Source organism: Pseudarthrobacter sp. L19, assembly GCF_050859435.1.
Taxonomy (GTDB): Bacteria; Actinomycetota; Actinomycetes; order Actinomycetales; family Micrococcaceae; genus Arthrobacter.
Window position 1 is genome coordinate 1,140,821 of sequence record NZ_CP193935.1, and the last position, 24,302, is coordinate 1,165,122.

Consider the following 24,302-nt stretch of genomic DNA (forward strand, 5'->3'; position numbering starts at 1 on the left):
ATATTCAGATGCGTGCCGGACCGGAGACGTCCGTACAGAAAGACGGTGGGTACGTTTTGTACCTTTACCGACGCTAAGTGCCCCAAGTGAAGAGAATTGGGGTCCAAAGTGAACGGCGGGTTAACGAATCCCGGCCATCGGCTGACATCTGCACCGATTTCGACCGTTGATGGTTGCGTTGCGGGCGGACCGGTCGTAAGAGCCGCGCCGCGCGGAGCGGGCACCGGGGCCAGCAAATAGACTGGACCCCATGGCCGCCGCTACAGGGATTTCCGCAAGCGCACGGTTCCTGCGTGGCCGGATTCGTACCGGCTTCGTCCGGAGCCGGAACTCGTTGCTGCCGGCGGTCCAGATGACGGCGTGCGCCGTCGGCGCCTACGCCTTCGCCGAGTACGTCCTGGGCCACACGGGGCCGCTGTTTGCCGCCACCTCCTCCCTGATCGCCCTGGGTTTCTCCCGTGATCCGCGGCTGCGCCGCGTCGTGGAGGTGGGCCTGGGCTGCACCATCGGCATTGTGGTGGGTGACCTGCTGCTGCACTGGCTGGGCGCGGGAATCTGGCAGGCCGCCGTCGTGCTTCTCTTCTCGATTCTACTGGCGCGGTTCCTGGACAGCGGAACGATTTTCACCACCCAGCTGGGCCTGCAGTCGCTGCTGGTGGTGCTGCTGCCGGCCCCGGCCGGCGGGCCGTTCACCCGCAGCATCGACGCCGTCGTGGGTGGAGTCTGCGCCCTGCTGGTGACGTTCCTGATCCCGCGGGATCCGCGCCGCGAACCGCGCAACGACGTCAAGAAGCTGCTGCACGAACTCGCCGAGGTGCTCCGGGAATGTTCGGAGGCGCTGACCCGCAGCGACGCCACCCAGGCCTGGCACGCGCTGATCCGCGGCCGGAACTGCCAGCCGCTGGTGGACGCGATGCGGCAGAGCCTGCGCTCCTCCGGCGAGGTGGCCGCCCTGGCGCCGGCCTACCGGCGCTACCGAGATGAACTGGACCAGCTGTCCCAGTCGCTGGACTACATCGACCTTGCCCTGCGCAACAGCCGCGTCTTCGCCCGCCGCCTGACCAGCGCCATCAACCACGCCGCCCTCTCCGACGACGCCACCGAGAACATCGCCGAGGTGCTGATGGAAACGGCGGCGGCGATCGACGAGCTGGGGCTGGGCCTGGCGGAGGTGCACGACGGCGTCCGCCGCGCCCACCTGCGCACCGCCCGGGTGGAGCTCAGCGAGATCGCCGGCCGCCTGCACCCGCGCCTGCTGGACGTGCAGCGGCTGGAGGGCGAGACCGTAGTGATGCTCTTCCGTCCGCTGATGGTGGACCTGCTGGAGGCCTCCGGCGTGAACTCGGACGAGGCCCGGGACATCCTGCCGGCGCTCTAGCCGCCCATCGCCGGGACCGGCGTTCGCGCGCTGCCTATCGCCGCCGTCCGCTGCCCTGCGCCCGCCGTCGTCGTGACCCGTCTCCAGCCCGCCGGCGGGACCCGCCTCCCGCCCGCCGTCCGCTGTCGGTGCCCGAGGTTAGGGTGGAGCAATGGCTACAAAGACTTCCCGGGCCGCCAAGGCGCCGGGCTATAAATGCGCGGAATGCGGCTGGACCACGGCCAAGTGGGTGGGCCGCTGCGGCGAGTGCCAGGCATGGGGCACCGTGGAGGAAACCGGCGCCGCGGTGGCCCGGACCACCGCCGCCACCACCGTGCTGGAGCCGGCCCGCCGGATCGCCGACGTCGACGCCACCACCGCCGCCTTCCTGCCCACCGGCGTGGACGAACTGGACCGGGTGCTCGGCGGCGGCCTGGTTCCCGGCGCCGTGATCCTGCTCGCCGGCGAACCCGGCGTCGGCAAGTCCACCCTGCTGCTGGACGTCGCGGCCAAGTTCGCCCGGACCGCCCAGGACGTCCTCTACGTCACCGGCGAGGAGTCCGCCGCCCAGGTGAAGCTGCGCGCGGACCGGATCGACGCCGTCGCCGAGTCGCTGTATCTTTCCGCGGAGACGGACCTGGGGCAGGCGCTGGGCCAGGTGGAGAAGCTCGAGCCGAGGCTGCTGGTGGTGGACTCGGTGCAGACACTCAGCAGCGCCGACGTCGACGGCAGCGCCGGCGGCGTCTCCCAAGTCCGCGAGGTGGCCGCCTCCCTGATCGCGGCGGCGAAGCGGCGCAACATGACAACCCTGCTGGTGGGCCACGTGACGAAGGACGGCTCCATCGCCGGGCCCCGGCTGCTGGAGCACCTGGTGGACGTGGTCTGCCAGTTCGAGGGTGAGCGGCACTCCCGGCTCCGGCTGCTGCGGGCGGTCAAGAACCGCTACGGGCCCACGGACGACGTCGGGTGCTTCGACCTGAACGAGGACGGCATTACCGGCCTCGCCGATCCGAGCGGGCTGTTCGTCTCCCGCACCAAGGATCCGGTCTCCGGCACTTGCATCACGGTCACCCTTGAGGGCCGCCGGCCGCTGCTGGCCGAGGTGCAGTCGCTGCTGGCCGAGAGCGCCAACGCCCAGCCCCGCCGCGCCACCAGTGGCCTGGACAGCTCACGGGTCGCGATGTTGCTGGCGGTGCTGCAGCAACGCGCCGGCTGCCAGCTGCACAAGGACGACTCCTACGTGGCGACGGTGGGCGGGGTGAAGCTCAGCGAGCCCGCCACCGACCTCGCCGTCGCCCTCGCGGTGGCGAGCGCCAAGGCCAGGAAGCCGCTGCCGCAACGGCTGATCGCCTTCGGCGAGGTGGGCCTGGCCGGCGAGGTCCGGCCCGTCCCCGGGATCAACCAACGGATTCAGGAGGCGCACCGGTTGGGGTTCACCCACGCCGTGGTTCCCGCGAGCCCGGCAGGGCACGGTCCGGTCCCGGAGGGTTTCTCGGTCCGCGAGGTGGGCCACCTGACGGAGGCGCTGAGCCTGCTGATCGCTTAGGCGCCTCCGGCCGTGCACCGTCCCCGGCAGCAGCCGGACGACGGGTGCCCGGCCGTGGGGCCCTTGCCATGCATACCCCCTAGGGGTATGTTGAATGGTGCACGATGCCGATGAGTTTTCAGGAGGCAGCACCATGGAACACCAGCACGGCGGGCACACGGACCAGCTCCGGGGCCAGCACCACGACCCGGATCAGCACCCGCCCCAGGACGACGACCATGCCGTCCACCAGCACGGCCAGCACGCCGGGCACAGCGTGGCGATGTTCCGGAACAAGTTCTGGCTGACTCTGGTCCTGTCCGTCCCCGTGGTCCTGTTCAGCCCGATTTTCGGCCACCTGCTGGGCTACGAACCCCCGCAGTTTCCCGGCTCCGCCTGGATTCCACCCGTCCTGGGCACGGTGGTCTTCCTCTACGGCGGCCAGCCGTTCCTCAAGGGTGGCGTCAGCGAGCTGAAGTCCCGTAAGCCCGGCATGATGCTCCTGATCGCGATGGCCATCACGGTGGCATTCGCCGCGTCGTGGGCCACCAGCCTGGGCCTGGGCGGCTTCGACCTCGATTTCTGGTGGGAGCTGGCCCTCCTGGTGGTCATCATGCTGTTGGGCCACTGGATCGAAATGCGCGCCCTGGGCTCTGCGCAGGGCGCCCTCGATGCCCTGGCCGCGCTGCTGCCCGACGAGGCGGAACGGGTCACGGACGGCGGCACCGAGACGGTTACGGTCTCCGACCTGGCCGAAGGGGACACGATCCTGGTCCGCCCCGGCGGCCGGATGCCCGCCGACGGCGAGGTGACCGAGGGCCAGGCAGAATTCGACGAATCGATGATCACCGGCGAGTCCCGCACCGTCCTCCGCTCCCCCGGCGACGCCGTCGTGGCCGGCACCATCGCGACAGACAACAGCGTCCGGGTGCGCGTCTCCGCCACCGGCGAGGACACCGCCCTTGCCGGGATCCAGCGCCTGGTGGCCGAGGCGCAGTCCTCCTCCTCCAAGGCCCAGGCCCTCGCGGACCGGGCGGCGGCATTCCTGTTCTACTTCGCCGCGGGCGCCGGCGTCGTGACCTTCATCGTCTGGACACTGCTGGGAAGCCTGGCCGACGCCGTCGAACGCACCGTCACCGTCCTGGTCATCGCCTGCCCGCACGCCCTGGGCCTGGCTATCCCGCTGGTGATCGCCATCTCCACCGAGCGGGCCGCACGCGCCGGCGTCCTGATCAAGAACCGAATGGCGCTGGAGCGGATGCGCACCGTCGACGTGGTCCTCTTCGACAAGACCGGAACGCTCACCAAGGGCGCTCCCGAAGTCCGGGACGTTGCCGCGGCGGAAGGCTCGGACCAGGACGAGGTCCTGGCGCTGGCGGCCGCAGTGGAGGCCGACAGCGAGCACCCGGTGGCCCGCGCAATCGTCGCCGCCGCCCTCGGGCGCGGGCTCGACGTTCCGGCGGCCAGGGACTTCACCTCCCTGACCGGCCGCGGCGTCCGGGCCGACGTCGGCGGCCGCCGGCTCCACGTCGGCGGGCCGGCGCTGCTGAAGGAGCTGGGCCTGGAGGAGCCCGCCGACCTGGCGGCCGCGACCTCCGGGTGGGTCCAGCGCGGCGCTGCCGTCCTGCACCTGGTGGAGGGCGGCCGGGTACTGGGCGCCGTCGGCCTCGAGGACGCCGTGCGGGAGGAATCCCGGCAGGCGGTCGAGGCCCTGCAACGCCGCGGCATCCGGGTGGCCATGATCACCGGCGACGCCCGGCAGGTGGCGGATGCCGTCGCGGAAGAACTCGGCATCGATGAGGTCTTCGCCGAGGTCCTGCCGGCGGACAAGGACAAGAAGGTTGCCGAGCTACAGGCCCGGGGCCTCAAGGTGGCCATGGTGGGCGACGGCGTGAACGACTCCCCCGCCCTGGCCCGGGCCGAGGTGGGCATCGCGATCGGCGGCGGCACCGACGTGGCGGTGGAGTCCGCCGGGGTGGTGCTGGCCGGCAACGATCCCAGGGCGGTGCTGTCCATGGTGGACCTGTCCCGGGCGAGCTACCGGAAGATGTGGCAGAACCTCATCTGGGCCACCGGCTACAACGTGCTCGCCGTGCCGCTCGCCGCGGGTGTCCTGGCCTTCGCCGGGTTCGTTCTCTCCCCTGCCGCCGGCGCCATCCTGATGTCCGCGTCGACGGTGGTGGTGGCCCTGAACGCTCAGTGGCTGCGGCGGCTGACCCTCAACCCGGCCCAGGTCCGCTAGGCGGCGTACGCTCCTCCCCGGTTACTCCGCTCCCAATTCGACGCCAGCGCCAGGGAGCCCGGGATTTCCGCGGGACCCGCGGCCGCGGCAAGCGCTGGTCCGGCGGGTAACCGGGCGGGAGCGCACGGAACCGGACGAGACTGGGGCACGAGAAAAGGAGCACGAAAAGGGGCGTCCGCCGGAATGGCGGACGCCCCTTTCGGGTCAAGCAGGAACTACGAAGCTGCTAGGCCTTCTTCGGCGGAAGCGCGAGCTTGAAGATCTTGGCCCAGGTGGAGCCGACCTGCTTCCACATGGGGCCGGTGTTGTACGGCAGGTTGTAGCGGCGGCAAATGTCCCGGACCTTGGGCGCAACCTCGGCGTACCGGTTGGAGGGCAGGTCCGGGAAGAGGTGGTGCTCGATCTGGTGCGAGAGGTTGCCGGTCATCAGGTGCATGAACGGTGAACCGGAGATGTTGGCCGAGCCGATCATCTGGCGCACGTACCAGTCACCGCGGGTCTCGCCGTCGACCATTTCCTCCGTGAAGGTGTCCGTACCGTCCGGGAAGTGCCCGCAGAAGATGACCGCGTGGGCCCAGACGTTGCGGATGGCGTTGGCGGCCAGGGTGCCGTAGAGGGCCTGCTTGCCGGAGCCGCTGAGCATGGCGACGGCGGGGGTGGCGGCATAGTCTTTGGTGAACTGCTTGACCGCCTTGATGCCGAGGGCTTTGAGGTCCTTGAGCAGGGCCTCCTTGCTCTTCTTTCCCTCGCGGTATTCCACGAGTTCCAGGTCGTAGACGGCGATTCCCCATTCGAAGACCGGGGCCAGCAGGGCGTTGTAGACCGGGTTGCCCAGGTTGAAGGGCTTCCATTCCTGCTGCGGATCCATCCGGAGCAGGTTGTATCCGATGTCGTTGTCCTTGCCGACCACGTTGGTCCAGCGGTGGTGGAGGTCGTTGTGGGTGTGCTGCCAGGACCGGGACGGGGTGACGAAGTCCCATTCCCAGGTGGTGGAGTGGATGTCCGGATCCCGCATCCAGTCCCACTGGCCGTGCAGGATGTTGTGGCCCAGTTCCATGTTCTCGAGGATCTTGGCGAGGCTCAGCAGGGTGGTGCCGGTGGCCCACGCCGCCTTGTTCTTGCTCACCAGGAGGGCCGCGCGGCCGGAGATCTCGAGCCCGCGCTGGATCTTGATCATTCGGCGGATGTACGCCGCGTCCTCAGCGCCGCGCTTGGCCAGCACCGCGTCCCGGATGGCGTCCAGCTCGCGGCCGAGCTCCGCGACCTGCTCATCGGAGAGGTGCGCGGCGGCCGGCGGGCGGACCAGCGGGCTGCCGGTTTCGGCCAGGGCGCCCTTGCGGGGCTTGGCGACGGCTGACGCCGGAGCGGCGGCTTCGCCGTCGACGGTGGGGTTTTCTGCAAGCGTGGTCATAGGGTGGCTCTCCTCAGAGGTCGAGGTTCACGGGCCCGGCGGCTGCCGAGACACACGTCTGGATAAGTTGGCCGGGCTCGCCGTGCACCTCGCCGCTGCGAAGGTCACGGACCTGGCCGGCCCGGAGGGGGTCAGGCAGCTGTGGCAGATGCCCATGCGGCAGCCGCTGGGCATCAGCACGCCGGCGTCCTCGCCGACGTCGAGCAGCGGCGTGGCGCCGTCGGCTTCGACCTCGCGGTCGGAGGCCTCGAAGGTGACCAGGCCGCCGTCGTGCCCCTCGCCGCCGCCCAGGTTGGTGCTGAAGCGTTCAATCGTGAGGTCGGTTCCGGGCTCGTTGGTGCCGGATTCGATTGCCCAGAGCGATTCGGCGTCGTCCAGGAATCCCTCCGGCCCGCAGGCGTAGGCGGCGCGGTCCCGCCAGTCCGGGCACAGACGGTCCAGTTCGGCGCCGGAGCTGAAGTCGGCCCGGCCGCGTTCGCCGGTGAACCACTGGGTCACCGTGAAGTTGGGGAACTGGTCGGCGAGTTCGGCGAGCTCCTCCAGGAAGATCGAGTCCTCCCGGGTCCGGGCGGTGTGGATGAGGACGACGTCGGCATCCGGCCGGTGCGGGACCAGCGTGCGGATCATGGACATCACCGGGGTGATGCCGCTGCCGGCGGTAAGCATCAGCAGGGGCCGCGGGTGCTCGGGCAGGACGAAGTGTCCCTGCGGCGGGGCCAGGAACAGCACGTCGCCGGGCTTGGTGTTGCGGACCAGCGCGCCGGAGACGGCGCCCATGTCCGTGACGGTGATGGCGGGATCCTCGCCGGCGGGTGCGCTGAGCGAGTAGGAGCGCCAATGGCGGACGCCGTTGAGTTCGACGCCGATGCGGGCCCACTGGCCGGCGCGGTGCGCCTGCCAGCCGCGGCCGGGATGGAAAAAGATGGTGGCGGAGTCGGCCGTTTCCGGGACCACCCTGGTGACCACGCCGCGCAATTGGCGGGAGGAAAACACGGGGTTGAATAGCGACAGAATGTCTTCTGGGGCTAGCGGGGTGGTCAGCAGAGATGCGGCGCGCGCCAGCTTACGGAGCCGGATCATTCATCAAGTGTATGTCGGGATGAGTCATAATTCTTCACCCCGGGCATACGATCGGGACATAGAAACTATCGCTAAACAACAGTTTTTGGAGTCCACCATGGATGCGGCACCCACCTCCGGCACCGGTCACCCCGCCTACGACCCGCCCTGGCTGGCCCTGCCCAAGGAGGTCAGCGACGTGCTCCGGCCCCGGATGCCGGGCATCGTGGAGGCCATCATCGACGCGGTGCCGCAATTGGTGCCGGCCTACGCCCGCCCCATCGAGGGCCGCTTCGGCCGGGGGCTGAGGCGCGGGGTGGCGGCGGCCCTCGACCGTTTCCTGCAGCTGCCCGGCACGGCACTGCCGGCCCTCTCGGAGGAAAGCCGGGAACTGGTGGCAGGGCTTGGCAGCGGCGAATTCCGCCAGGGCAGGAGCATGGACGCGCTGCTGAGCGCCTACCGGATGGGCGCGCGGGTGACATTCCGGGAGATGTCCAAGGTCTCGATGGACCAGCACCTGGGCCAAAACGTGGTGGTGGACCTGGGCGAGTCGATCCTGGCCTACATCGACGAGCTGTCCGCCGTCAGCGCCGAGGCCTACGCCTTCGAACAGTCGGAGCGGGCAGGCGCGGTGGACCGCCGCCGGACGGAGCTGCTGGACCTGCTGCTGCTCGGCCAGGCGGACGAGGCGGCCCTCCGCCAGACCGCGGCGATGGCCGACTGGGCGCTGCCGCGGCGGATGTGCGTGGTGACGCTGCCGCTGGACCGGGCGGCGGGGCTGCGCCTGCGGCTGGGCCCCGGGACCCTGGTGATTGAACGGGAGACCGACGCCGTCGTGCTTGTCCCCGCACCCCGTTCGGCGGCCGCACGGCGGGACGTCGACAACGCACTGCGGGGCCGCGGGGCCGCCGTGGGGCCGGCCGGTGGCTGGGAAAAGGTGCCCGACTCACTGCGCCTGGCCGTGCTGGCGGCGTCGGTCCTGCCGCACCGCGACGCCCCGGAGGATCCACCGATCTGGGCGGACGAGCACCTGGCCGCCGTGGTGCTGGGCGCCGAACCGTCGGCCATCGCCGAGCTGGCCAGCCGTCGGCTGGCCCCGTTGGAGGGACTCCGTCCCGCGCAGCGCGAACGGCTGGCCGAGACGCTGCTGTCCTGGCTGCGGCATTGGGGCCAGCGGGGCCCGGTGGCCGCGGAGCTCGGGATCCACCCGCAGACCGTGGGGTACCGGGCGGTGCAGCTGCGGGAGCTGTTCGGCGACGCGCTGGAGGACCCTGTGGCGCGCTTCGAGCTGGAGCTGGCCCTGAACGCCGGCAGGCGCTAGCTCAGCGGGCGCCAGCTCAGCGGGCGCCAGCTCAGCGGGCGCCAGCTCAGCGGGCGCCAGAGCGACGCCGCCTCCCCTAGCCCGGGCGGCTCAGCCCGCGGCCAGTTCCCTGCCGCGCAGCCTCAGCTCGAGGTCGTTCATCACCAGGGCGGCCAAATCCTCGAGGGAGCGGGTGTCCTCCTCGCTGAACTCGCGGGGTTCCCGGTCCAGGATGCAAAAGGTGCCCAGGTTGTAGCCGTCCGGGGTCCGCAGCGGAATGCCGGCGTAGAACTGGAGCCCGAAGTCCCCGGCCACCAAGGGGTTCGTGAGGGTCCGCGCGTCGCGGGTGGCGTCGTTCACGATCCAGGGACCGTCCTGGAGGATGGCCGAGGCGCAAAGCCCGGGGTCGCGGCCGATCTCCGTCACGTCGGTGCCGTGGTGTGTCTTGAACCAGATCCGGTCGTGGTCGACGATGCTGATGATCGCCACCGGCACGGAGAACATCCGCGCCGCCAGCGCCGCGATCCGGTCGAAGGAGCCGTCCGCGGGCGTATCCAGGATGCCGTAGCGTTCCACGGCCCGCATCCGTCCGGCCTCGTCGGGCGCCGTGGCGTGCCGGCGTCGACGTCCGGACGAGCTGATGATCTCCTGCCGGAGGGCCAGGGCCACCTCCCTGGCGGGCGGCCGGTCGGCCGGGTCGCGGGAGAGCATGGAGGTGAGCAGTTCCGCCCACTTGGGCGCCAGCTCGTCGGGGATTTTCGGGTCATGGAGGAGCCGCGCGACGGCGGACTGGATCGGCGCGCCGGGGTAGGCCATGTTCCCGGTGAGGCCCTCCAGCAGCACCAGCCCCAGGGAATAGACGTCGCTGGCGGGACCGGCCGGGCCGCCGGCAGCCTGCTCGGGGCTGAGGTAGGCGGGCGTTCCGGAGGTGCCGCCGTCCTCCTGGTCGTCATCCGGGGCGTCCGCGAAGCAGGCGACGCCGAAGTCGGTGAGCTTGGCCCGGGGCCTGCGGTCCTCGTTGCTGTAGTCCACCAGCAGGACGTTTCCGGGCTTGACGTCCCGGTGCACCACGCCGTGGTGGTGGATGTAGGACAGGCCCTCGGCGAGGTCGTAGCCGATGTGTGCCATATGCGCGGCGGAGAGCGGGCCGCGGACAGTGCGGTGCCGCAGGTCCTGGCCGGGGACGTACTCCATCACCAGGTAACTAAGCTCCTGGCCGTCGTCGTCGTGGTCGGATCCGGCGTCCAGCAGCATCACCAGGGCGTGGTGGCTCATCCCGGCGAGGATGCGGGCTTCCTGCCGCTGCAGCCGGACGGCGCCGGGGCCCTCCGGGTCGGCGCGGAAAAGCTTCACGGCAACCTCGCGGTGCAGCTGCTGGTCGTAGCACCGGTAAACGGTGGACTGGCTTCCCCGGCCGATCAGGGACTCAATCCGGTAGCGCCCGCCAAACAGGGCTCCGGATTCGATGGTGATGGTCAACGCGTGTAGGTGTTCCCTCGTTCGGGGTCCGCTGAACCTCGGCGGATCGGTGCTGTGAGCAGGCCTGGGGCCGGCGCCCGCAAATTAGCAAGGTTACTTATGATAACGCGGAATCGCCGGAACGGTAGGGGTCCGGGCGTTTATTTCGCCGCAGCCCCCGGGAGTCCGGGTCGGTGATTGCGGTGGCTACTTTGCGGGGTTGTGGGTGCCGATCGGGATCAGCGTCAGGTCCGGCAGGTTCTTCTCGATCCGCCGCAGCGCCCACACGTCGTTGAAGAGGGCCAGGTACTCGCCGTCGGAGCGCAGCAGCACCTCCGCGCCGGTGACGTTGGCCAGCGCGGGCATGGCGTCCGCCGTCGTGATCCGGGCCAGCGAGTAGGGCAGCCGCTCCAGCCGCATCGGGGCGCTGAAGTCGTGGGCCATCCGGTCCTCGACCACCTCGAACTGCATGGGGCCGACGGCGGCGAGCACGGGCGCCTGGTCGCCGCGGATGTCCGAGCGGAGCACCTGGATGACGCCCTCGTGCTCGAGCTGTTCGATGCCGCGGCGGAACTGCTTGAAGCGGCTGGGGTCCTTGGAGCGGGCCACCTGGAAGTGTTCGGGCGCGAACAGCGGGATCGCGGGGAATTCCACCGGCTGGTCCAGGAACAGGCTGTCACCCACCCGCAGCGCGGAGGCGTTGACCAGGCCGACGACGTCGCCGGGGAAGGCCTCGTCGATCACCTCGCGTTCGCGGCCGAAGACCTGCTGGGCGTACTTGGTGGCGAAGGACTTCCCGGTTCGGCCCTGGGTCACGACCATGCCGCGTTCGAAGACGCCGGAGCAGACCCGGATGAAGGCGACGTGGTCGCGGTGGGCCTTGTTCATGCCGGCCTGGACCTTGAAGACGAAGCCGGCGAACGGGGCGTCCACCGGGCGCGGGTCGCCGTCGACGTCGGGGCGCGGCGCGGCGGGCGGAGCGAAGTCCACCAGCGCATCCAGGATCTCCTTGACGCCGAAGTTGAGCGCCGCGGAGCTGAAGAGGATGGGGGTGGCCTTGCCGGCGTGGAAGGCCTCGACGTCGAACGCGAGGTTGGACTCGATAACCAGCCCGGCCTCGTCCACCGCGTTGGACCAGTCATCGCCCTGGCTCTCGGCGGCCTGTTCCGGGGTGAAGTAGTCGGTCAGGGCGATGTTGGCGCCGGCGTTGTTGCGCTGGAACCGGGCGAAACGGTCGTTGCGCAGGTCCCAGACGCCGCGGAAGTCACCGGAGATGCCCACGGCCCAAGTCAGCGGCATGGGCTGCAGGCCGGTGCGTTCGGTGATCTCGTCCATCAGGGCCAGCGCGTCCAGGCCGGGGCGGTCCCACTTGTTGATCACGGTGATGATGGGCAGGTTCCGCTGCTTGCAGACCTCGAACAGTTTCATAGTCTGGGTTTCCAGGCCCTTGGCCGCGTCCACCAGCATGACGGCGCAGTCAACGGCAGCGAGCACGCGGTAGGTGTCCTCGGAGAAGTCGGCGTGGCCGGGGGTGTCCAGCAGGTTGATGACGGTGTCCCGGTAGGCGAACTGGAGCGCCGCGGAGCTGATGGAGATGCCGCGGTCCTTTTCCATCTGCATCCAGTCGGAGACCGTTTCCTTGCGGTTGGCCTTGCCGCTGGACGCGCCGGCGGTGCCGATCACCTTCGCGTGCAACGCCAGCGCCTCGGTCAGCGTGGACTTACCGGCGTCGGGGTGGGAAATGACTGCGAAGGTCCGGCGCCGGCCCGCCTGCTTGTGAATCTCCTGGACTCGGGCGGGGCTGTGGACATCTTGGGACACGGTGCTACTTTCGCTGCGGCTTGGGGCGGGTTCACTGCGCGGAGAGCCCGCGATACACCCAGGACTCCAGTTTATCGCAGGCGGCGGGACAGCCCCGGCGGGGCAAAAAATGCGGTCCGCCGGAGTGCCCGGGGAGAGCACTTTCGGGGCTCTTCCATAACGCTCCCATGGACCACTTTGGGGCTTGTCCGTGCGGAAAACGTCCGGCCGTACCCCTATGATGGTGCTACCGGGAGACCGGGCATTTTTGTTCTGACCGGCCACCGTGTGAAATCCGCGGATCCGGCGCACAGCAGGCAGCGGCCTGCACCTTTGAAGGGAAACACCCATGGCTCGGAGCCCCGAAGACGCACTCAAGGCGACGCTGGCCAGGGTGGCCCCCGGCACCGCCCTCCGGGACGGGCTTGAACGGATTCTGCGCGGCCGCACCGGCGCGCTGATCGTGCTGGGCATGGACCGGACCATCGAATCCCTCTGCTCCGGCGGGTTCGAGATCGGCATCGACTTCTCCCCACCCGGTTGCGGGAACTCGCGAAAATGGACGGCGCGATCGTCTGTGACAGGGACGCCAGCAACATCCTGCGCGCCGGCGTCCAGCTGGTACCCGATTCCAGCATCGAGACCCAGGAGACCGGCACCCGGCACCGGACCGCCGAGCGCGTCGCCATCCAGACCGGTGTGCCGGTCATCTCCGTGAGCCAGTCGATGCAGATCATCGCCCTCTACGTCAACGGCCTGCGGCACGTGCTGGAGGGCTCCGAGAAGGTCCTGGCCCGCGCCAACCAGGCACTCGCCACCCTCGAGCGGTACCGGTCCCGGCTGGACCAGGTCACCAGCTCGCTGTCCGCCCTCGAAATCGAGGCGATGGTGACTGTGCGCGACGTCGCCGTCACCCTGCAGCGCCAGGAGATGGTGCGCCGGATCTCCGAAGAAATTTCCCAGTACGTGCTGGAACTCGGCGAGGACGGCCGCCTGCTGTCCCTGCAGCTGGACGAGCTCACCGTGGGCCGCGGCCCCGGCAGCGACGTGATCATCCGGGACTACTCGGGCCCGCACGCCTCCGTCGAGGATATCGACAAGGCCGTGAAGGCGCTCGTCAGCCTGGATTCGACGGAGCTGATCGACCTGGGCAAGATCGCCGGGATCGTCGGGTTCGCCGGCGGGGAGGCCAACCTCGACGCCGTCGTCCAGCCGCGCGGCTACCGGCTGCTGTCCGGTCTCAAGGCGGTCCCGAAGGCCGTGGCAGACCGGCTGGTGGACCACTTCGGCGGCCTGCAGTTCCTGATGGCGGCCACCATCGATGACCTGATGACCGTGGACGGAATCGGCGATCAGCGCGCCAGGACCGTCCGCGAGGGCCTGAGCCGGATGGCGGAGGCCAGCCTGCTGGACCGGTTCCTCTAGACCGGCTGCCCTGAACCGGCTCCAATAGACCGGCTCCGCCGGGTTTTCTCCTTGCGGACCGGCCGGCTCAGCCGAGCTGGAAGACGGCCTTGGGGCTGGTCTTGTTCCCCAGCCGCGCCGTGAAGACGTAGTACGCCCCGCCGCCGCCGGGCTGCGCCGTGACGGCCTTGCAGCCGTCGACGGACCGGTTCCGGGCCCACGGGAAGTTGGCCGTCTCGCTCTGGCCGGGTCCGATCGACTTCACCAAATCGCTGCTCTCGGCCTGGCAGTCTGCCGAGGAGAAGATCCGGTCCGCGCCGCTGGTGACGACGTACTCCATCTGTGAGGTGCCGATGTTGACCTCACAGGGGACCTGGTTGCCGTTGGTGACCTTCAGGGTCAGCAGCGGGTTCTCGCCCGGACCGTAGACGGCCTTGTCCGTGGCGGCGGTGACCGTGATCAGCTTGTCGTCGCAGGCCGACGTCGGGCTGGGCGTCGCGGAGGCGGAAGGGCTCGCGGAGGCGGAGGCGACGGCGGAGGCCGTCCCGGACGCGGCGGCAGACGCGGTGGCGCCATTTCCGTCGGCGCTGCCTGCCTGCCCGGGGCCATCGGAAGAGCCACCGGAAACGGCGTTGGAGACGGCCACGACACCGGCCACCGCGAGCGCCAGGACCAGGAGCAGGACGGCGCCGGCAAGGAGGCGGCGACGGCGGTAGACGGCCTTACCCGGTTTCCGGGCCGTACCGCGAGCGTTGCCTTGCCTGACCATTCTTCTAGGCTAGAGAACCACGCCCCCGATCACACACCACCACGCCGCTGGTCCGGCTATGGTGCGCGTCTCTATTAAGCTGGTTCGATCAAAACCATGACCTCCTCCCCCGAAACAGTGGCCGCCCCCGCCGCGCCCGGCTCACCCGCCGCGCAGGCAGTTACCGCCCCCGCCGCGCCGCCCGCCGGACGGCTGGCGGAGCTCCATGCCGCCCTGGACTCCTGGTTCGCGGACACGGCCCGGGACCTGCCGTGGCGCGAGGCGGGCCGAACCCCCTGGGGCGTCCTGGTCAGCGAGATCATGCTGCAGCAGACCCCCGTGGTGCGGGTGCTGCCGGTGTGGGAGGAGTGGCTTCGGCGCTGGCCCGAACCGGCCGACCTGGCCCGGGAAGCCCCCGGGGAGGCCGTCCGCTCGTGGGGCCGGCTGGGCTATCCGCGGCGCGCCCTGCGGCTGCACGCTGCCGCGGCGGCGATCGTCAAGGACCACGACGGGCAGGTGCCCGGCACCTACCAGGAGCTCTTGGCGCTGCCCGGCGTCGGAACCTACACCGCGGCCGCCGTCGCCGCCTTCGCCTTCGGTCGGCGGGAAACGGTGGTGGACACCAACATCCGCCGGGTGCACGCCCGGCTGATCGGTGGCGCCGCGCTGCCCGCCCCGGCGCTCACCGCCGCGGAGATGCGCCTGGCCGCGGAGCTGCTGCCCGCCGGCGGCCCGGAATCGGTGCGCTGGAACGCCGCCGTGATGGAACTCGGCGCCCTGGTCTGCACCGCCCGCTCACCCAAGTGCGGGCAGTGCCCGGTCCGGGACGCGTGCGCGTGGCTGGCCGCCGGGGAACCCGCGCCCACCTACACGCCCAAGGGCCAGGCCTGGCACGGCACGGACCGCCAGGTCCGCGGGGCCGTTGTCGCGGTGCTGCGTCTTGCCGAGGCGCCGGTGCCCCGGGAGTTGCTGGACCGCGCGCCCGCCGACCTGGGGTTCACTCCTGCTGGGATCGGTATGCCGCTGGCCGCCCTGCACCGGCTGAATGCCCCGCCGGAACAGCTGGAGCGGGCCGTGGCCGGGCTGCTGGCCGACGGCTTGGCACAACAGCATCCGGCCGGACTTCAGCTGCCGGCCTGAGCGCCCGAGGAACCAGGTGGGGCTTAGGGCTCGCCGAACCCGTCGGTGATGAGTCCGCCCAGGTATTCCACGGCCTTGACCGCGTCCGGACCGCTGGCTTCGATGTGCAGCACGGTGCCCTGTCCGGCGCCCAGCATCATCAGCTCGGTCATGGACTCCCCGTCGACGCCGTTGACGGTGACCGTTGCGTCCATGCCGGCGAGGCTCCCGGCGATTTTGGCGGCCGGCCGGGCGTGCATGCCGGCCTTGTTGACCAGTTCGAAGTCCCCCTGCGCTTCCGGCGCCGCGGTCCTCTCCGCATGGGCGTGATGGTGCTCCGGCGGCCGGTAGACGGCCTCGGCGGCCTCCTTCACGGTCTCCGCGTCGGCCCCGGTCTGCGCGGACACAGCGGCCGCCACCAGGCCCTCGATCAGCGGGGCGTCGGCCAGGTGGATGGAACCGGGGTCCGCGGCGAACTCCACGGCGGATTCCGCCGTCATCACGGCGGAGCCCAGGTCCGTGAGGACCACAACGCCCTCGCCGCCGTCGGCCTGTTCCAGCGCGGCCATGACCTTCTCCAGGCTGGTTCCGATTCGCCCGTCGTCGGTGCCGCCCGCGGCGATGATGGGCACGTCCGGCGCCATCTGGGCGGCGAGTTCGACGGCGCCCTCGGCGATTTTCGCGCTGTGTGAGACCACCACCAGCCGCACCGTCATGCGGCGCCCTCCGCGGCCTCGGCGGCGGCGCGCAGGATCAGGGCGGTGGAGACGGCGCCCGGGTCGCGGTGGCCGATGCTTCGCTCCCCCAGGTAGCTCGCGCGGCCCTTGCGCGCCTGCATCGGGTCGGTGGAGACGGCCCCCGCTTCCGCGGCATCAGCCGCCGCGGCCAGCACCCGGCCCGGGCTGCCGCCGTCGGCCCCGGCAGCGGCCGAACCCGCGTCAACGGCAGGGGTCCAGGCATCCACCATCGTCTTGTCCCCCGATTCGGCCTTGCCGCGGGCCACGATCCCGTCCCGGGCGGCCGTCAGTGCCGTGGCCAGCGTGCCGGCGTCGATGTCCGCGGCGTCGCCGAGGGCGGTGGCTGCCCGCAGGAAGGCGGTGCCGTACAGCGGTCCCGCGGCTCCGCCCACCTTGGACATCAGCGTCATGGCGGTCAGCTTCAACGCGGCTCCGGCGGTTTCCGGGGGCGCCTCGGCGAGCTTGTCCATCACGGCCTTGAAGCCGCGGTCCATGTTCTCGCCGTGGTCCGAGTCCCCGATGGGCCGATCCAGTTCGATCAGTTCCACCCGGTGCTCGGCCATGGCCTCCGCCGACAAGGTCAGCCAGCGCACGGCCCAGCCGACGTCCAGCCCCACGGTCAGGCGCCCCAGCGCAGGGCGGCGGTGTGCACGGGTGCGTCCCAGAGGGCTGTCATCTCGTCGTCGAGCTTCAGGACGGTGATGGAGCAGCCCTGCATCTCGAGGGAGGTGATGTAGTTGCCCACCAGCGAGCGCTCCACGCTCACGCCCTGCTCCTCGAGCCGGTGCACCGCGCGGCGGTAAACGATGTAGAGCTCGCTTTGCGGAGTGCCGCCCATGCCGTTGACGAACAGAAGGACCTTGTCCCCGGACGCCAGGCCCAGGTCGCTGACCACGGGATCCAGGAGACGGTCGGTGATGCCGTCCGCGGGCTCCATGGGGATCTTGTGCCGGCCGGGTTCGCCGTGGATGCCGATGCCGATCTCGATCTCGTTGTCCTCCAGCTCGAAGCTGGGGACGCCCGCGTGCGGGACCGTGCAGGCGGTCAGCGCCACGCCCATGCTGCGCACGTTCTGGTTGACCCGGTCCCCCATCGCGGCGACGGCATCCAGGTCATCGCCGCGCTCGGCCGCGGCACCGGCGATCTTCTCGACCAGGACGGTTCCGCCCACGCCGCGGCGCCCGGCGGTGTAGAGCGAGTCCTGCACGGCGACGTCGTCGTTGACCAGCACGGTGCGGACCTCCACCCCCTCGGCCTGGGCGAGCTCGGCGGCGGTCTCGAAGTTCAGCACGTCGCCGGTGTAGTTCTTGACGATGTGGACGACGCCGGCGCCGGAGTTGGACGCGAGCGTGGCCGGCAGGATCTGGTCCGGCGTGGGCGAGGTGAAGACGGCGCCGGGGACCGCGGCGTCCAGCATGCCCTTCCCCACGTAGCCGCCGTGCAGGGGTTCGTGGCCGCTGCCGCCGCCGGAGACGAGGCCTACCTTTCCGGCCACCGGGGCATCCTTGCGGACGATGTATTTCGGGTCGGGGTGGACGGTGACGAGGTCCGCGTGGGCGAGTCCGAAGCCCTCCACTGATTCGTCGACCACGGCCTTGGGATCGTTGATGAGTTTCTTCATGGCTGCGCTCCTGGATGGTGTCCTGGCTGCTTTGGTTGAACCCTACTACCGGCATCCGGCGCGCGGTAGGCTCCGGGGCCGGGCTGGACTTTGGCGGGGAACTCCGGCCACGCGTCCGGGCCCAGTCCCTCCTGCGGGGGCATCCGCCGGCCGGGGCCCACGCCTGCGTCCGGGGCGCCGCCGGGTTCGCCGTCCGCTCCGGCGCCGCCTCCCGTTCCGCCTCCGTAGCCGGGAGCGTCGCACGGCGGCAGCGGAGGGGCGTCCACGGACATCTGGAACGCGGAAAAGTCAGGAAAGATCACGCGGTGCTGCACAGTCTGCCTCCGGACGACGGCGGCCCTCCCCATTGGGCCGGCATCAGTTTATCCACCAAGTAGATTTAGCGGAAGAGGCAAAAAGCGGTTGCTACAGGGCGCGGATCATGCGGGTGTTGCCCAGGGTGTTGGGCTTGACCCGGGCCAGGTCCAGGAACTCGGCGACGCCCTCGTCGTGGGAGCGCAGCAGCTCGGAGTAGACCACCGGGTCCACCGCCGTCTGGTCCGCCATCACGACGAAGCCGTGCCGCTTGAAGAAGTCCACCTCGAAGGTGAGGCAGAAGACCCGGGAGACACCCAGGGCCCGGGCATCCTCGAGGAGGTGCTCCACCAGCATGTGCCCGACGCCCTTGCCGCGCCAGGCCTCGGAGGTGGCCAGGGTGCGCACCTCCGCGAGGTCCTCCCACATCACGTGCAGCGCACCGCAGCCGATGATCTCGCCGTCGGCCGATTCGGCGATCCGGAACTCCTGCAGGCTCTCGTAGTAGGCGACCGTCTCCTTCGCCATCAGGATCCGCTGGTCCGCCAGGGGCGCTACGAGGGTCTTGATCGTGGCGACGTCGTGGGTGCGGGCAGGGCGGATCCGGATGGGCTCAGTCACAGCCCCATCCTACGGCTCCGCCCCGCCGCCCCCGCGCGCCTCCCGCCTCCCCGGCGGGCTAGACGCCCAGCTCCGCGGGCACCGGGATGTCCTCCTCCAGCAGGTGCCGGGCGAGGAAGTGCTCGACGACGCCGTACCAGACCTTGGCGTGCTGCGGCTGCAGGATCCAGTGGTTTTCGTCCGGGAAGTAGAGGAAGCGGTGGTCGGTGCGGCCGTCCCCGTCCGCGGCGAGCTGGGACTTGGCGAGCAGCTCGTACCAGAGCCGCAGGCCCTCGCCGATCGGGACCCGGTAGTCCTTGTCGCCGTGGATCACCAGCATGGGGGTGCGGATGTTCTCCACGAACAGGTGCGGGGAGTTGGCCGCGGCCATCTCCTCGGTCATTTCCTTCAGCCAGTACTGGGCCGCGTCGGTGGTGGGGCCGAACTGGTCCAGCGCCCAGAGGCTGGCGTGGGTGACGATCGCCTTGAACCGGTCCGTCTGGCCGGCCACCCAGTTGGCCATGTAGCCGCCGAAGGAGCCGCCCATCGCCGCGGTGCGGGTCTGGTCGATGTCCGGCCGGTCCACGACGGCGTCGGTGATCGCCATCAGGTCCGTGAAGGGGGCCTTGCCCCACTCACCCCAGCCGCTCTGGATGTGGTCCTGGCCGTAGCCGGTGGACAGGGCCGGGTCCGGGAGCAGGACGGCGTAGCCCCGGGCCACCAGCAGCCAGGGGTTCCAGCGCCAGGTCCAGGCGTTCCAGGAGCCCAGCGGGCCGCCGTGGATCCAGAGCAGCAGCGGGGCCGGGTTCTCCGCCGAGGCGTCGTCGGGCAGGGCCAGGTAGGCGGGGACCCGCCGGCCGTCCGCGGCGGTGGTTTCCACCCGTTCCAGCCGGCCCGGGTGCGCCGGCCGCCCGGCGGGAGCATGCAGCCGGGTGACGTCGCCGGAGGCGAGGTCTATCCGGACCGCCTCGGCGGGGAATTCGTAGGAGCTGCGGAGCGCATAGGCGTGGCGCCCGTCCGGGGAGACGACGACGTCGGTGTAGGCCGCGGCATCGCCGGTCAGCCGGCGCGGTGAAGCGGCCGCGCTGCCGGTGCCGGAGCCCGCCACGTCCACCCGGAACACCGGGGTGGCCCCGTCCTCGTCCGCGGTGACCAGCAGGGCCGATCCGTCCGGCAGCCAGGCGGCCGGGCGCGGCCAGCGGTCCCAGCCTTCCGCCCGCGGACTGAGCTTCCCGTCCGGGCCTGTGAGGTCCAGCAGGTGCAGCCGGACCTGCGGCGCCTGCTCCGGGGTGGTGTCGGTTTCGCTGACCACGGCCAGGGTGCGGCCGTCCGGGCTGACCGGCCCGGGGAAGTAGCTCATTCCCGGCTCATCCAGCAGGACGCGCGTGGTGCCGGTGGCGACGTCCACGGCCACCAGGACGATCCGGGAGTCGGCGTTGGCCAGCGGCCGGGTAAAGCTGCTGTAGACGGTCTTCCCGTCCGGGCTGACCGACATCTCGGCCTCGCGGAGCCCGCTGCCCGCCTCCGGGGTGAGGTTCCGCAGGGTGGCGGGGGTGGCGGCGTCGACCGTTCCAGGGGTGCCGTTCTCCGGTTCCGCACCGGGTTCGACCGCGAAGATCCGGGGCTGGCCGGGGCCGAGGTCGGCGTCCCAGTACCGCACCGGGTAGCCGGTGTGCAGGATGGCCGCGACCTTCTTGTCCTTGCGGGCCTTCCGGCGGTCCTCGTCGTCGGCCTCCTCCGTGGAGCCGGCCAGGACCGGGGCGGTGACGAACACGGCGTCGGCGTCCCGGGCGGCCAGCACGCCGCTGACCCCACCGGCGCGGGAGAGAGCCAGGCGTGCCTCTCCGCCGTCGGCCGGCAGCGCCCAGAGGGCCTTGACCGCGTCGGCGTCCGGGTTCTCCGGGTCGGGGCGCTCGGAGGTGAAGTAGAGGGTGCCGTCGGCCGCGAACGCGGCCCCGGCCTCGCCCTTGGCGCTGCGGGTCAGCCGGCGGGCCGGGCGCGTCCCGGCCGGGTCGATCTCCCAGAGCGCGGTGCGGTAGTCGGTGCCCTTGTCGTTCAGGGTGGCGACGGAGACGACCAGTCGCCGGCCGTCCGGGCTCATGGCGAGGCCGCTGATGCGTGGGATGGCCAGGTAGTGGTCCAGGTCGTGGAAGGGTGTCTGGGGAAGCCCGCCGGTCGCAGGCGTTTCGGTTGAAGGCATGGTCCGATTCAACACCCGATGTGCTCCCGCTCACACCGGGTTCACTAAGAGTGAAACAATGCTTTCAAGATTCCGGGGTGCCCGTCCGCAGCCAATTCCCAGCGCCGCTTGGCAGAATGGGCCCATGAATCCTGAACAGATGCTCCCCCGACGTTCCCTGTTGCTTGGCGCCGGAGCGGCCGGCGGCACCGCCCTGACGCTCTCCGCCTGCTCCGGGCCGGACTCCGACGCGGCCGCCACCAGCGACGCCGCGGCGTTTTCTGTCCCGGCCGGCACCCCGGTGCAGGTCGGGAAGGTCAGCGAGGTCAAGGTGGGCGGGACCGCCACCGGCAAGGTCAACGGCAAGGCCGTGGTGATCTTCCGCCCGGACGAGAAGACCGTCCTGGCCTACGACGCCGCCTGCACCCACGCCGGCTGCCCGGTGGCCCCGGCCGGCGGCGACTTCGAATGCCCCTGCCACGGCTCCTCCTTCAAGGGCAGCGACGGCAGCGTCATCCAGGGTCCGGCCCGCGCGCCGCTGGCCAAGCTGAAGGCCGCGATCGACGGCGAATGGATCACCGTTACCGCCTGATGACCCGTCGCGAACCTGGGCGCGAGCCCCGGCGCTCCAGCGCTCAACGGCTTAACGACGACGGCCCCGGCCGCTCCCGTAAGGGAAGCGGCCGGGGCCGTTGCGTGTGGTGCTGCGGAGCAGCGAACCTGCCCTAGTGGGTCGGCGCGATCTCCGGGATGCTCGGCTTGGCGTTGCCGGCGAAGGTGAACTTCGCCTCGTCGCCCTCACCCTCGACGTCGACCACCACGATGTCACCGGAGTGCAGCTCGCCGAAGAGGATCTTCTCGGAGAGCTGGTCCTCGATCTCGCGCTGGATGGTGCGGCGCAGCGGCCGGGCACCCATCGCGGGGTCGTAACCGCGGGTAGCCAGGAGCACCTTGGCCGCGGGCGTGAGCTCGATGCCCATGTCCTTGTCCTTCAGGCGGCGCTCCAGGCGGGTGACGAACAGGTCGACGATCTCGATGATCTCGTCCTGGGTCAGCTGCGGGAAGACCACGACGTCGTCAACACGGTTCAGGAACTCGGGGCGGAAGTGCTGCTTGAGCTCCTCCGTGACCCGGGCGCGCATCCGGTTGTAGCCGGTCTGCGTGTCCGTGCCGGACTGGAAGCCGGTGGCGACGCTCTTGGAGATGTCCCGGGTACCGAGGTTGGTGGTCATGATGATCACGGTGTTCTTGAAGTCCACCACGCGGCCCTGGGAGTCGGTCAGGCGGCCGTCTTCCAGGATCTGCAGCAGCGAGTTGAAGAGGTCCGCGTGGGCCTTTTCCACCTCGTCGAAGAGCACCACGGAGAACGGACGACGCCGGACCTTTTCGGTCAGCTGGCCGCCCTCTTCGTAGCCCACGTAGCCCGGAGGGGCACCGAAGAGCCGCGAGACCGTGTGCTTCTCGGAGTACTCGGACATGTCCAGGGTGATCAGTGCGTCTTCCTCGCCGAACAGGAACTCCGCGAGGGCCTTGGCCAGCTCGGTCTTGCCGACGCCGGTGGGGCCGGCGAAGATGAACGAGCCGCCGGGACGCTTCGGGTCCTTGAGGCCGGCACGGGTGCGGCGGATCGCCTGGGACAGGGCCTTGATGGCCTCGTCCTGGCCGACGACGCGCTTGTGCAGTTCCTCTTCCATCTTCAGCAGGCGCGAGGATTCTTCCTCGGTCAGCTTGAAGACCGGGATGCCGGTGGAGTTCGCGAGCACCTCGGCGATGATGTCCTCATCCACCTCGGAGATGTCGTCCATGCCGCCGGTCTTCCACTGGCGTTCCTTCTCGGCACGCTCGGCAATGAGCTTCTGCTCCTTGTCGCGCAGCGAGGCGGCACCTTCGAAGTCCTGGGCGTCGATCGCCGATTCCTTCTCCAGCTTCATGGCCGCGATCTTCTCGTCCATCAGCTTCAGCTCCGGCGGAGCGGTCATCCGGCGGATGCGCAGCCGGGCGCCGGCCTCATCGATCAGGTCGATGGCCTTGTCCGGCAGGAAGCGGTCCGAGATGTAGCGCTCGGAGAGGCTCGCAGCCGAGGCGAGGGCGCCGTCGGTGATGGTCACGCGATGGTGCGCCTCGTAGCGGTCACGCAGGCCCTTGAGGATCTCGATCGCGTCCGCGACGGAGGGCTCCTTGACCTGGATCGGCTGGAAGCGGCGCTCCAGGGCGGCGTCCTTCTCGATGTGCTTGCGGTACTCATCCAGCGTGGTGGCGCCGATGGTCTGCAGCTCGCCGCGGGCCAGCATGGGCTTCAGGATCGAGGCCGCGTCGATGGCACCCTCGGCCGCGCCCGCACCCACCAGGGTGTGGATCTCGTCGATGAACAGGATGATGTCGCCGCGGGTGCGGATCTCCTTGAGGACCTTCTTCAGGCGCTCTTCGAAGTCACCGCGGTAGCGGGATCCGGCCACCAGGGAACCGAGGTCCAGGGTGTAGAGCTGCTTGTCCTTGATGGTCTCCGGGACGTCGCCGCGGACGATCGCCTGGGCCAGGCCCTCGACGACGGCGGTCTTACCGACACCGGGTTCACCGATCAGGACGGGGTTGTTCTTGGTGCGGCGGGAAAGGACCTGCATGACGCGTTCCATTTCCTGCTCGCGGCCGATCACGGGATCGAGCTTGTTTTCCCGGGCGGCCTGGGTCAGGTTCCGGCCGAACTGGTCGAGGACGACCGAGCCGGCGGGGGTACCCTCGGCCTGGCCCGCGCCGACACCGGCTCCGGCGGATTCCTTGCCCTGGTAGCCGGAGAGCAGCTGGATGACCTGCTGGCGGACCCGGTTCAGGTCTGCGCCGAGCTTGACCAGCACCTGTGCGGCAACGCCTTCACCCTCGCGGATGAGGCCGAGCAGGATGTGCTCGGTGCCGATGTAGTTGTGGCCGAGCTGCAGGGCCTCGCGCAGGGAGAGTTCCAGCACCTTCTTGGCCCGCGGCGTGAAGGGGATGTGACCGGACGGTGCCTGCTGGCCCTGCCCGATGATCTCCTGCACCTGTTCGCGGACGCCGTCGAGCGAAATGCTCAAGGACTCGAGGGCTTTGGCGGCAACACCTTCACCCTCATGGATCAGACCCAAGAGGATGTGTTCGGTACCGATGTAATTGTGGTTCAGCATGCGTGCCTCTTCTTGGGCAAGCACAACTACGCGACGGGCACGGTCCGTAAATCGCTCAAACATTTCGCCACACTCCTAGCTACGACGTACTTTGATGCTACGTGGCGGTCTTCGTAATTTGTGGCTTGTTCGCCACAGGGGAAACCGGGGCGGTTGCGGGGACCCGGGCGGCGTGCACGGCCCGTGCGTGCGTTCCTCCCCGGTTACCTCCGCCGCATCAGGCCGGACCATCCCCGGATACGGCCATATTCCGGCCCAGCCGGGCCCCGGCGTCGGCCCGGCAAGCCGCAGCC

General features: G+C 70.2%; 16 protein-coding genes and 2 pseudogenes. 7 read left to right on the plus strand and 11 right to left on the minus strand.

All coding sequences use genetic code 11. The features are described from left to right. Positions 1-250: 250 nt before the first annotated feature. From ACRQ5B_RS05365 to ACRQ5B_RS05375, 3 genes are all read left to right on the plus strand, one after another. A complete protein-coding gene (locus ACRQ5B_RS05365) occupies positions 251-1,378 on the plus strand; it encodes an FUSC family protein (protein ID WP_377971181.1) in 1,128 nt (375 codons plus the stop codon). A 151-nt stretch (positions 1,379-1,529) separates the two neighbouring features. After that, positions 1,530-2,903, plus strand: coding sequence for a DNA repair protein RadA (gene radA / locus ACRQ5B_RS05370; RefSeq protein ID WP_290256987.1), 1,374 nt, complete (start codon positions 1,530-1,532; stop codon positions 2,901-2,903). A gap of 133 nt (positions 2,904-3,036) precedes the next feature. Further along, positions 3,037-5,124, plus strand: a complete 2,088-nt coding sequence (locus tag ACRQ5B_RS05375) for a heavy metal translocating P-type ATPase (protein WP_432397696.1) — start codon at positions 3,037-3,039, stop codon at positions 5,122-5,124. A gap of 226 nt (positions 5,125-5,350) precedes the next feature. Here ACRQ5B_RS05375 and ACRQ5B_RS05380 read toward each other — a convergent pair whose 3' ends face one another. Both ACRQ5B_RS05380 and ACRQ5B_RS05385 read right to left on the minus strand, forming a co-directional pair. Then, positions 5,351-6,535, minus strand: coding sequence for a fatty acid desaturase family protein (locus tag ACRQ5B_RS05380; RefSeq protein WP_412884535.1), 1,185 nt, complete (start codon positions 6,533-6,535; stop codon positions 5,351-5,353). Between the two features lie 13 nt (positions 6,536-6,548). After that, positions 6,549-7,615: pseudogene (locus ACRQ5B_RS05385) on the minus strand (ferredoxin reductase). A 97-nt stretch (positions 7,616-7,712) separates the two neighbouring features. Here ACRQ5B_RS05385 and ACRQ5B_RS05390 point away from each other — a divergent pair. Next, a complete protein-coding gene (locus ACRQ5B_RS05390; RefSeq protein ID WP_432397700.1) occupies positions 7,713-8,915 on the plus strand; it encodes a PucR family transcriptional regulator in 1,203 nt (400 codons plus the stop codon). Positions 8,916-9,005: 90 nt separating this feature from the next. On the opposite strand, the gene ACRQ5B_RS05395 is transcribed toward ACRQ5B_RS05390, so the two are convergent. Continuing rightward, positions 9,006-10,373, minus strand: a complete 1,368-nt coding sequence (locus ACRQ5B_RS05395) for a GAF domain-containing serine/threonine-protein kinase (protein WP_432397703.1) — start codon at positions 10,371-10,373, stop codon at positions 9,006-9,008. Between the two features lie 186 nt (positions 10,374-10,559). Continuing rightward, positions 10,560-12,173, minus strand: a complete 1,614-nt coding sequence (locus ACRQ5B_RS05400; RefSeq protein WP_412884531.1) for a peptide chain release factor 3 — start codon at positions 12,171-12,173, stop codon at positions 10,560-10,562. 328 nt (positions 12,174-12,501) lie between these two features. Here ACRQ5B_RS05400 and disA point away from each other — a divergent pair. Continuing rightward, positions 12,502-13,577: pseudogene (disA, locus tag ACRQ5B_RS05405) on the plus strand (DNA integrity scanning diadenylate cyclase DisA). 67 nt (positions 13,578-13,644) lie between these two features. On the opposite strand, the gene ACRQ5B_RS05410 reads toward disA, so the two are convergent. Then, complete coding sequence (locus tag ACRQ5B_RS05410; protein ID WP_432397706.1) at positions 13,645-14,325, minus strand: hypothetical protein; 681 nt, start codon at positions 14,323-14,325, stop codon at positions 13,645-13,647. 300 nt (positions 14,326-14,625) lie between these two features. On the opposite strand from ACRQ5B_RS05410, the gene ACRQ5B_RS05415 reads away from it, so the two are divergent. After that, positions 14,626-15,444 (plus strand): A/G-specific adenine glycosylase, encoded by an 819-nt coding sequence (locus ACRQ5B_RS05415; protein WP_432398702.1) that lies wholly within the window; start codon positions 14,626-14,628, stop codon positions 15,442-15,444. A 23-nt stretch (positions 15,445-15,467) separates the two neighbouring features. Here ACRQ5B_RS05415 and dhaM read toward each other — a convergent pair whose 3' ends face one another. From dhaM to ACRQ5B_RS05440, 5 genes are all read right to left on the minus strand, one after another. Then, positions 15,468-16,139 (minus strand): dihydroxyacetone kinase phosphoryl donor subunit DhaM, encoded by a 672-nt coding sequence (gene dhaM, locus ACRQ5B_RS05420; RefSeq protein WP_432397709.1) that lies wholly within the window; start codon positions 16,137-16,139, stop codon positions 15,468-15,470. Next, positions 16,136-16,777, minus strand: a complete 642-nt coding sequence (gene dhaL / locus ACRQ5B_RS05425; protein ID WP_290256997.1) for a dihydroxyacetone kinase subunit DhaL — start codon at positions 16,775-16,777, stop codon at positions 16,136-16,138. The genes dhaM and dhaL overlap by 4 nt, the downstream gene beginning before the upstream one ends. A gap of 2 nt (positions 16,778-16,779) precedes the next feature. Further along, on the minus strand, positions 16,780-17,781 hold the full coding sequence (gene dhaK, locus ACRQ5B_RS05430; RefSeq protein ID WP_412884527.1) for a dihydroxyacetone kinase subunit DhaK: 1,002 nt from the start codon (positions 17,779-17,781) through the stop codon (positions 16,780-16,782). Between the two features lie 405 nt (positions 17,782-18,186). Continuing rightward, on the minus strand, positions 18,187-18,696 hold the full coding sequence (locus ACRQ5B_RS05435) for an amino-acid N-acetyltransferase (RefSeq protein ID WP_432397714.1): 510 nt from the start codon (positions 18,694-18,696) through the stop codon (positions 18,187-18,189). A 58-nt stretch (positions 18,697-18,754) separates the two neighbouring features. Beyond that, entirely contained in the window at positions 18,755-20,875 is a 2,121-nt protein-coding gene (locus ACRQ5B_RS05440; protein WP_432397717.1) for an alpha/beta fold hydrolase, read from the minus strand. Positions 20,876-20,999: 124 nt separating this feature from the next. Here ACRQ5B_RS05440 and ACRQ5B_RS05445 point away from each other — a divergent pair, with 124 nt between their 5' ends. Further along, the gene (locus tag ACRQ5B_RS05445; protein ID WP_432397720.1) at positions 21,000-21,446 is read left to right on the plus strand and encodes a Rieske (2Fe-2S) protein; all 447 of its coding nucleotides are present in this window, start codon (positions 21,000-21,002) and stop codon (positions 21,444-21,446) included. A gap of 133 nt (positions 21,447-21,579) precedes the next feature. Here the strand turns inward: ACRQ5B_RS05445 and ACRQ5B_RS05450 are convergent, their stop codons facing one another. Next, positions 21,580-24,072: an ATP-dependent Clp protease ATP-binding subunit gene (locus ACRQ5B_RS05450; RefSeq protein WP_412884523.1), complete on the minus strand. Its 2,493-nt coding sequence runs from the start codon at positions 24,070-24,072 to the stop codon at positions 21,580-21,582. Positions 24,073-24,302 lie beyond the last annotated feature (230 nt).

What these genes read in the sequence shown, in the direction of transcription:
- ACRQ5B_RS05445 (WP_432397720.1), top strand. Translation starts at nt 21,000, where the DNA reads ATGAATCCTGAACAGATGCTCCCCCGACGTTCCCTGTTGCTTGGCGCC.
- ACRQ5B_RS05410 (WP_432397706.1), bottom strand. Translation starts at nt 14,325, where the DNA reads ATGGTCAGGCAAGGCAACGCTCGCGGTACGGCCCGGAAACCGGGTAAG.
- ACRQ5B_RS05415 (WP_432398702.1), top strand. Translation starts at nt 14,626, where the DNA reads ATGCTGCAGCAGACCCCCGTGGTGCGGGTGCTGCCGGTGTGGGAGGAG.
- ACRQ5B_RS05375 (WP_432397696.1), top strand. Translation starts at nt 3,037, where the DNA reads ATGGAACACCAGCACGGCGGGCACACGGACCAGCTCCGGGGCCAGCAC.
- dhaM (WP_432397709.1), bottom strand. Translation starts at nt 16,139, where the DNA reads ATGACGGTGCGGCTGGTGGTGGTCTCACACAGCGCGAAAATCGCCGAG.
- ACRQ5B_RS05440 (WP_432397717.1), bottom strand. Translation starts at nt 20,875, where the DNA reads ATGCCTTCAACCGAAACGCCTGCGACCGGCGGGCTTCCCCAGACACCC.
- ACRQ5B_RS05450 (WP_412884523.1), bottom strand. Translation starts at nt 24,072, where the DNA reads ATGTTTGAGCGATTTACGGACCGTGCCCGTCGCGTAGTTGTGCTTGCC.
- ACRQ5B_RS05390 (WP_432397700.1), top strand. Translation starts at nt 7,713, where the DNA reads ATGGATGCGGCACCCACCTCCGGCACCGGTCACCCCGCCTACGACCCG.
- dhaK (WP_412884527.1), bottom strand. Translation starts at nt 17,781, where the DNA reads ATGAAGAAACTCATCAACGATCCCAAGGCCGTGGTCGACGAATCAGTG.
- radA (WP_290256987.1), top strand. Translation starts at nt 1,530, where the DNA reads ATGGCTACAAAGACTTCCCGGGCCGCCAAGGCGCCGGGCTATAAATGC.
- ACRQ5B_RS05380 (WP_412884535.1), bottom strand. Translation starts at nt 6,535, where the DNA reads ATGACCACGCTTGCAGAAAACCCCACCGTCGACGGCGAAGCCGCCGCT.
- ACRQ5B_RS05365 (WP_377971181.1), top strand. Translation starts at nt 251, where the DNA reads ATGGCCGCCGCTACAGGGATTTCCGCAAGCGCACGGTTCCTGCGTGGC.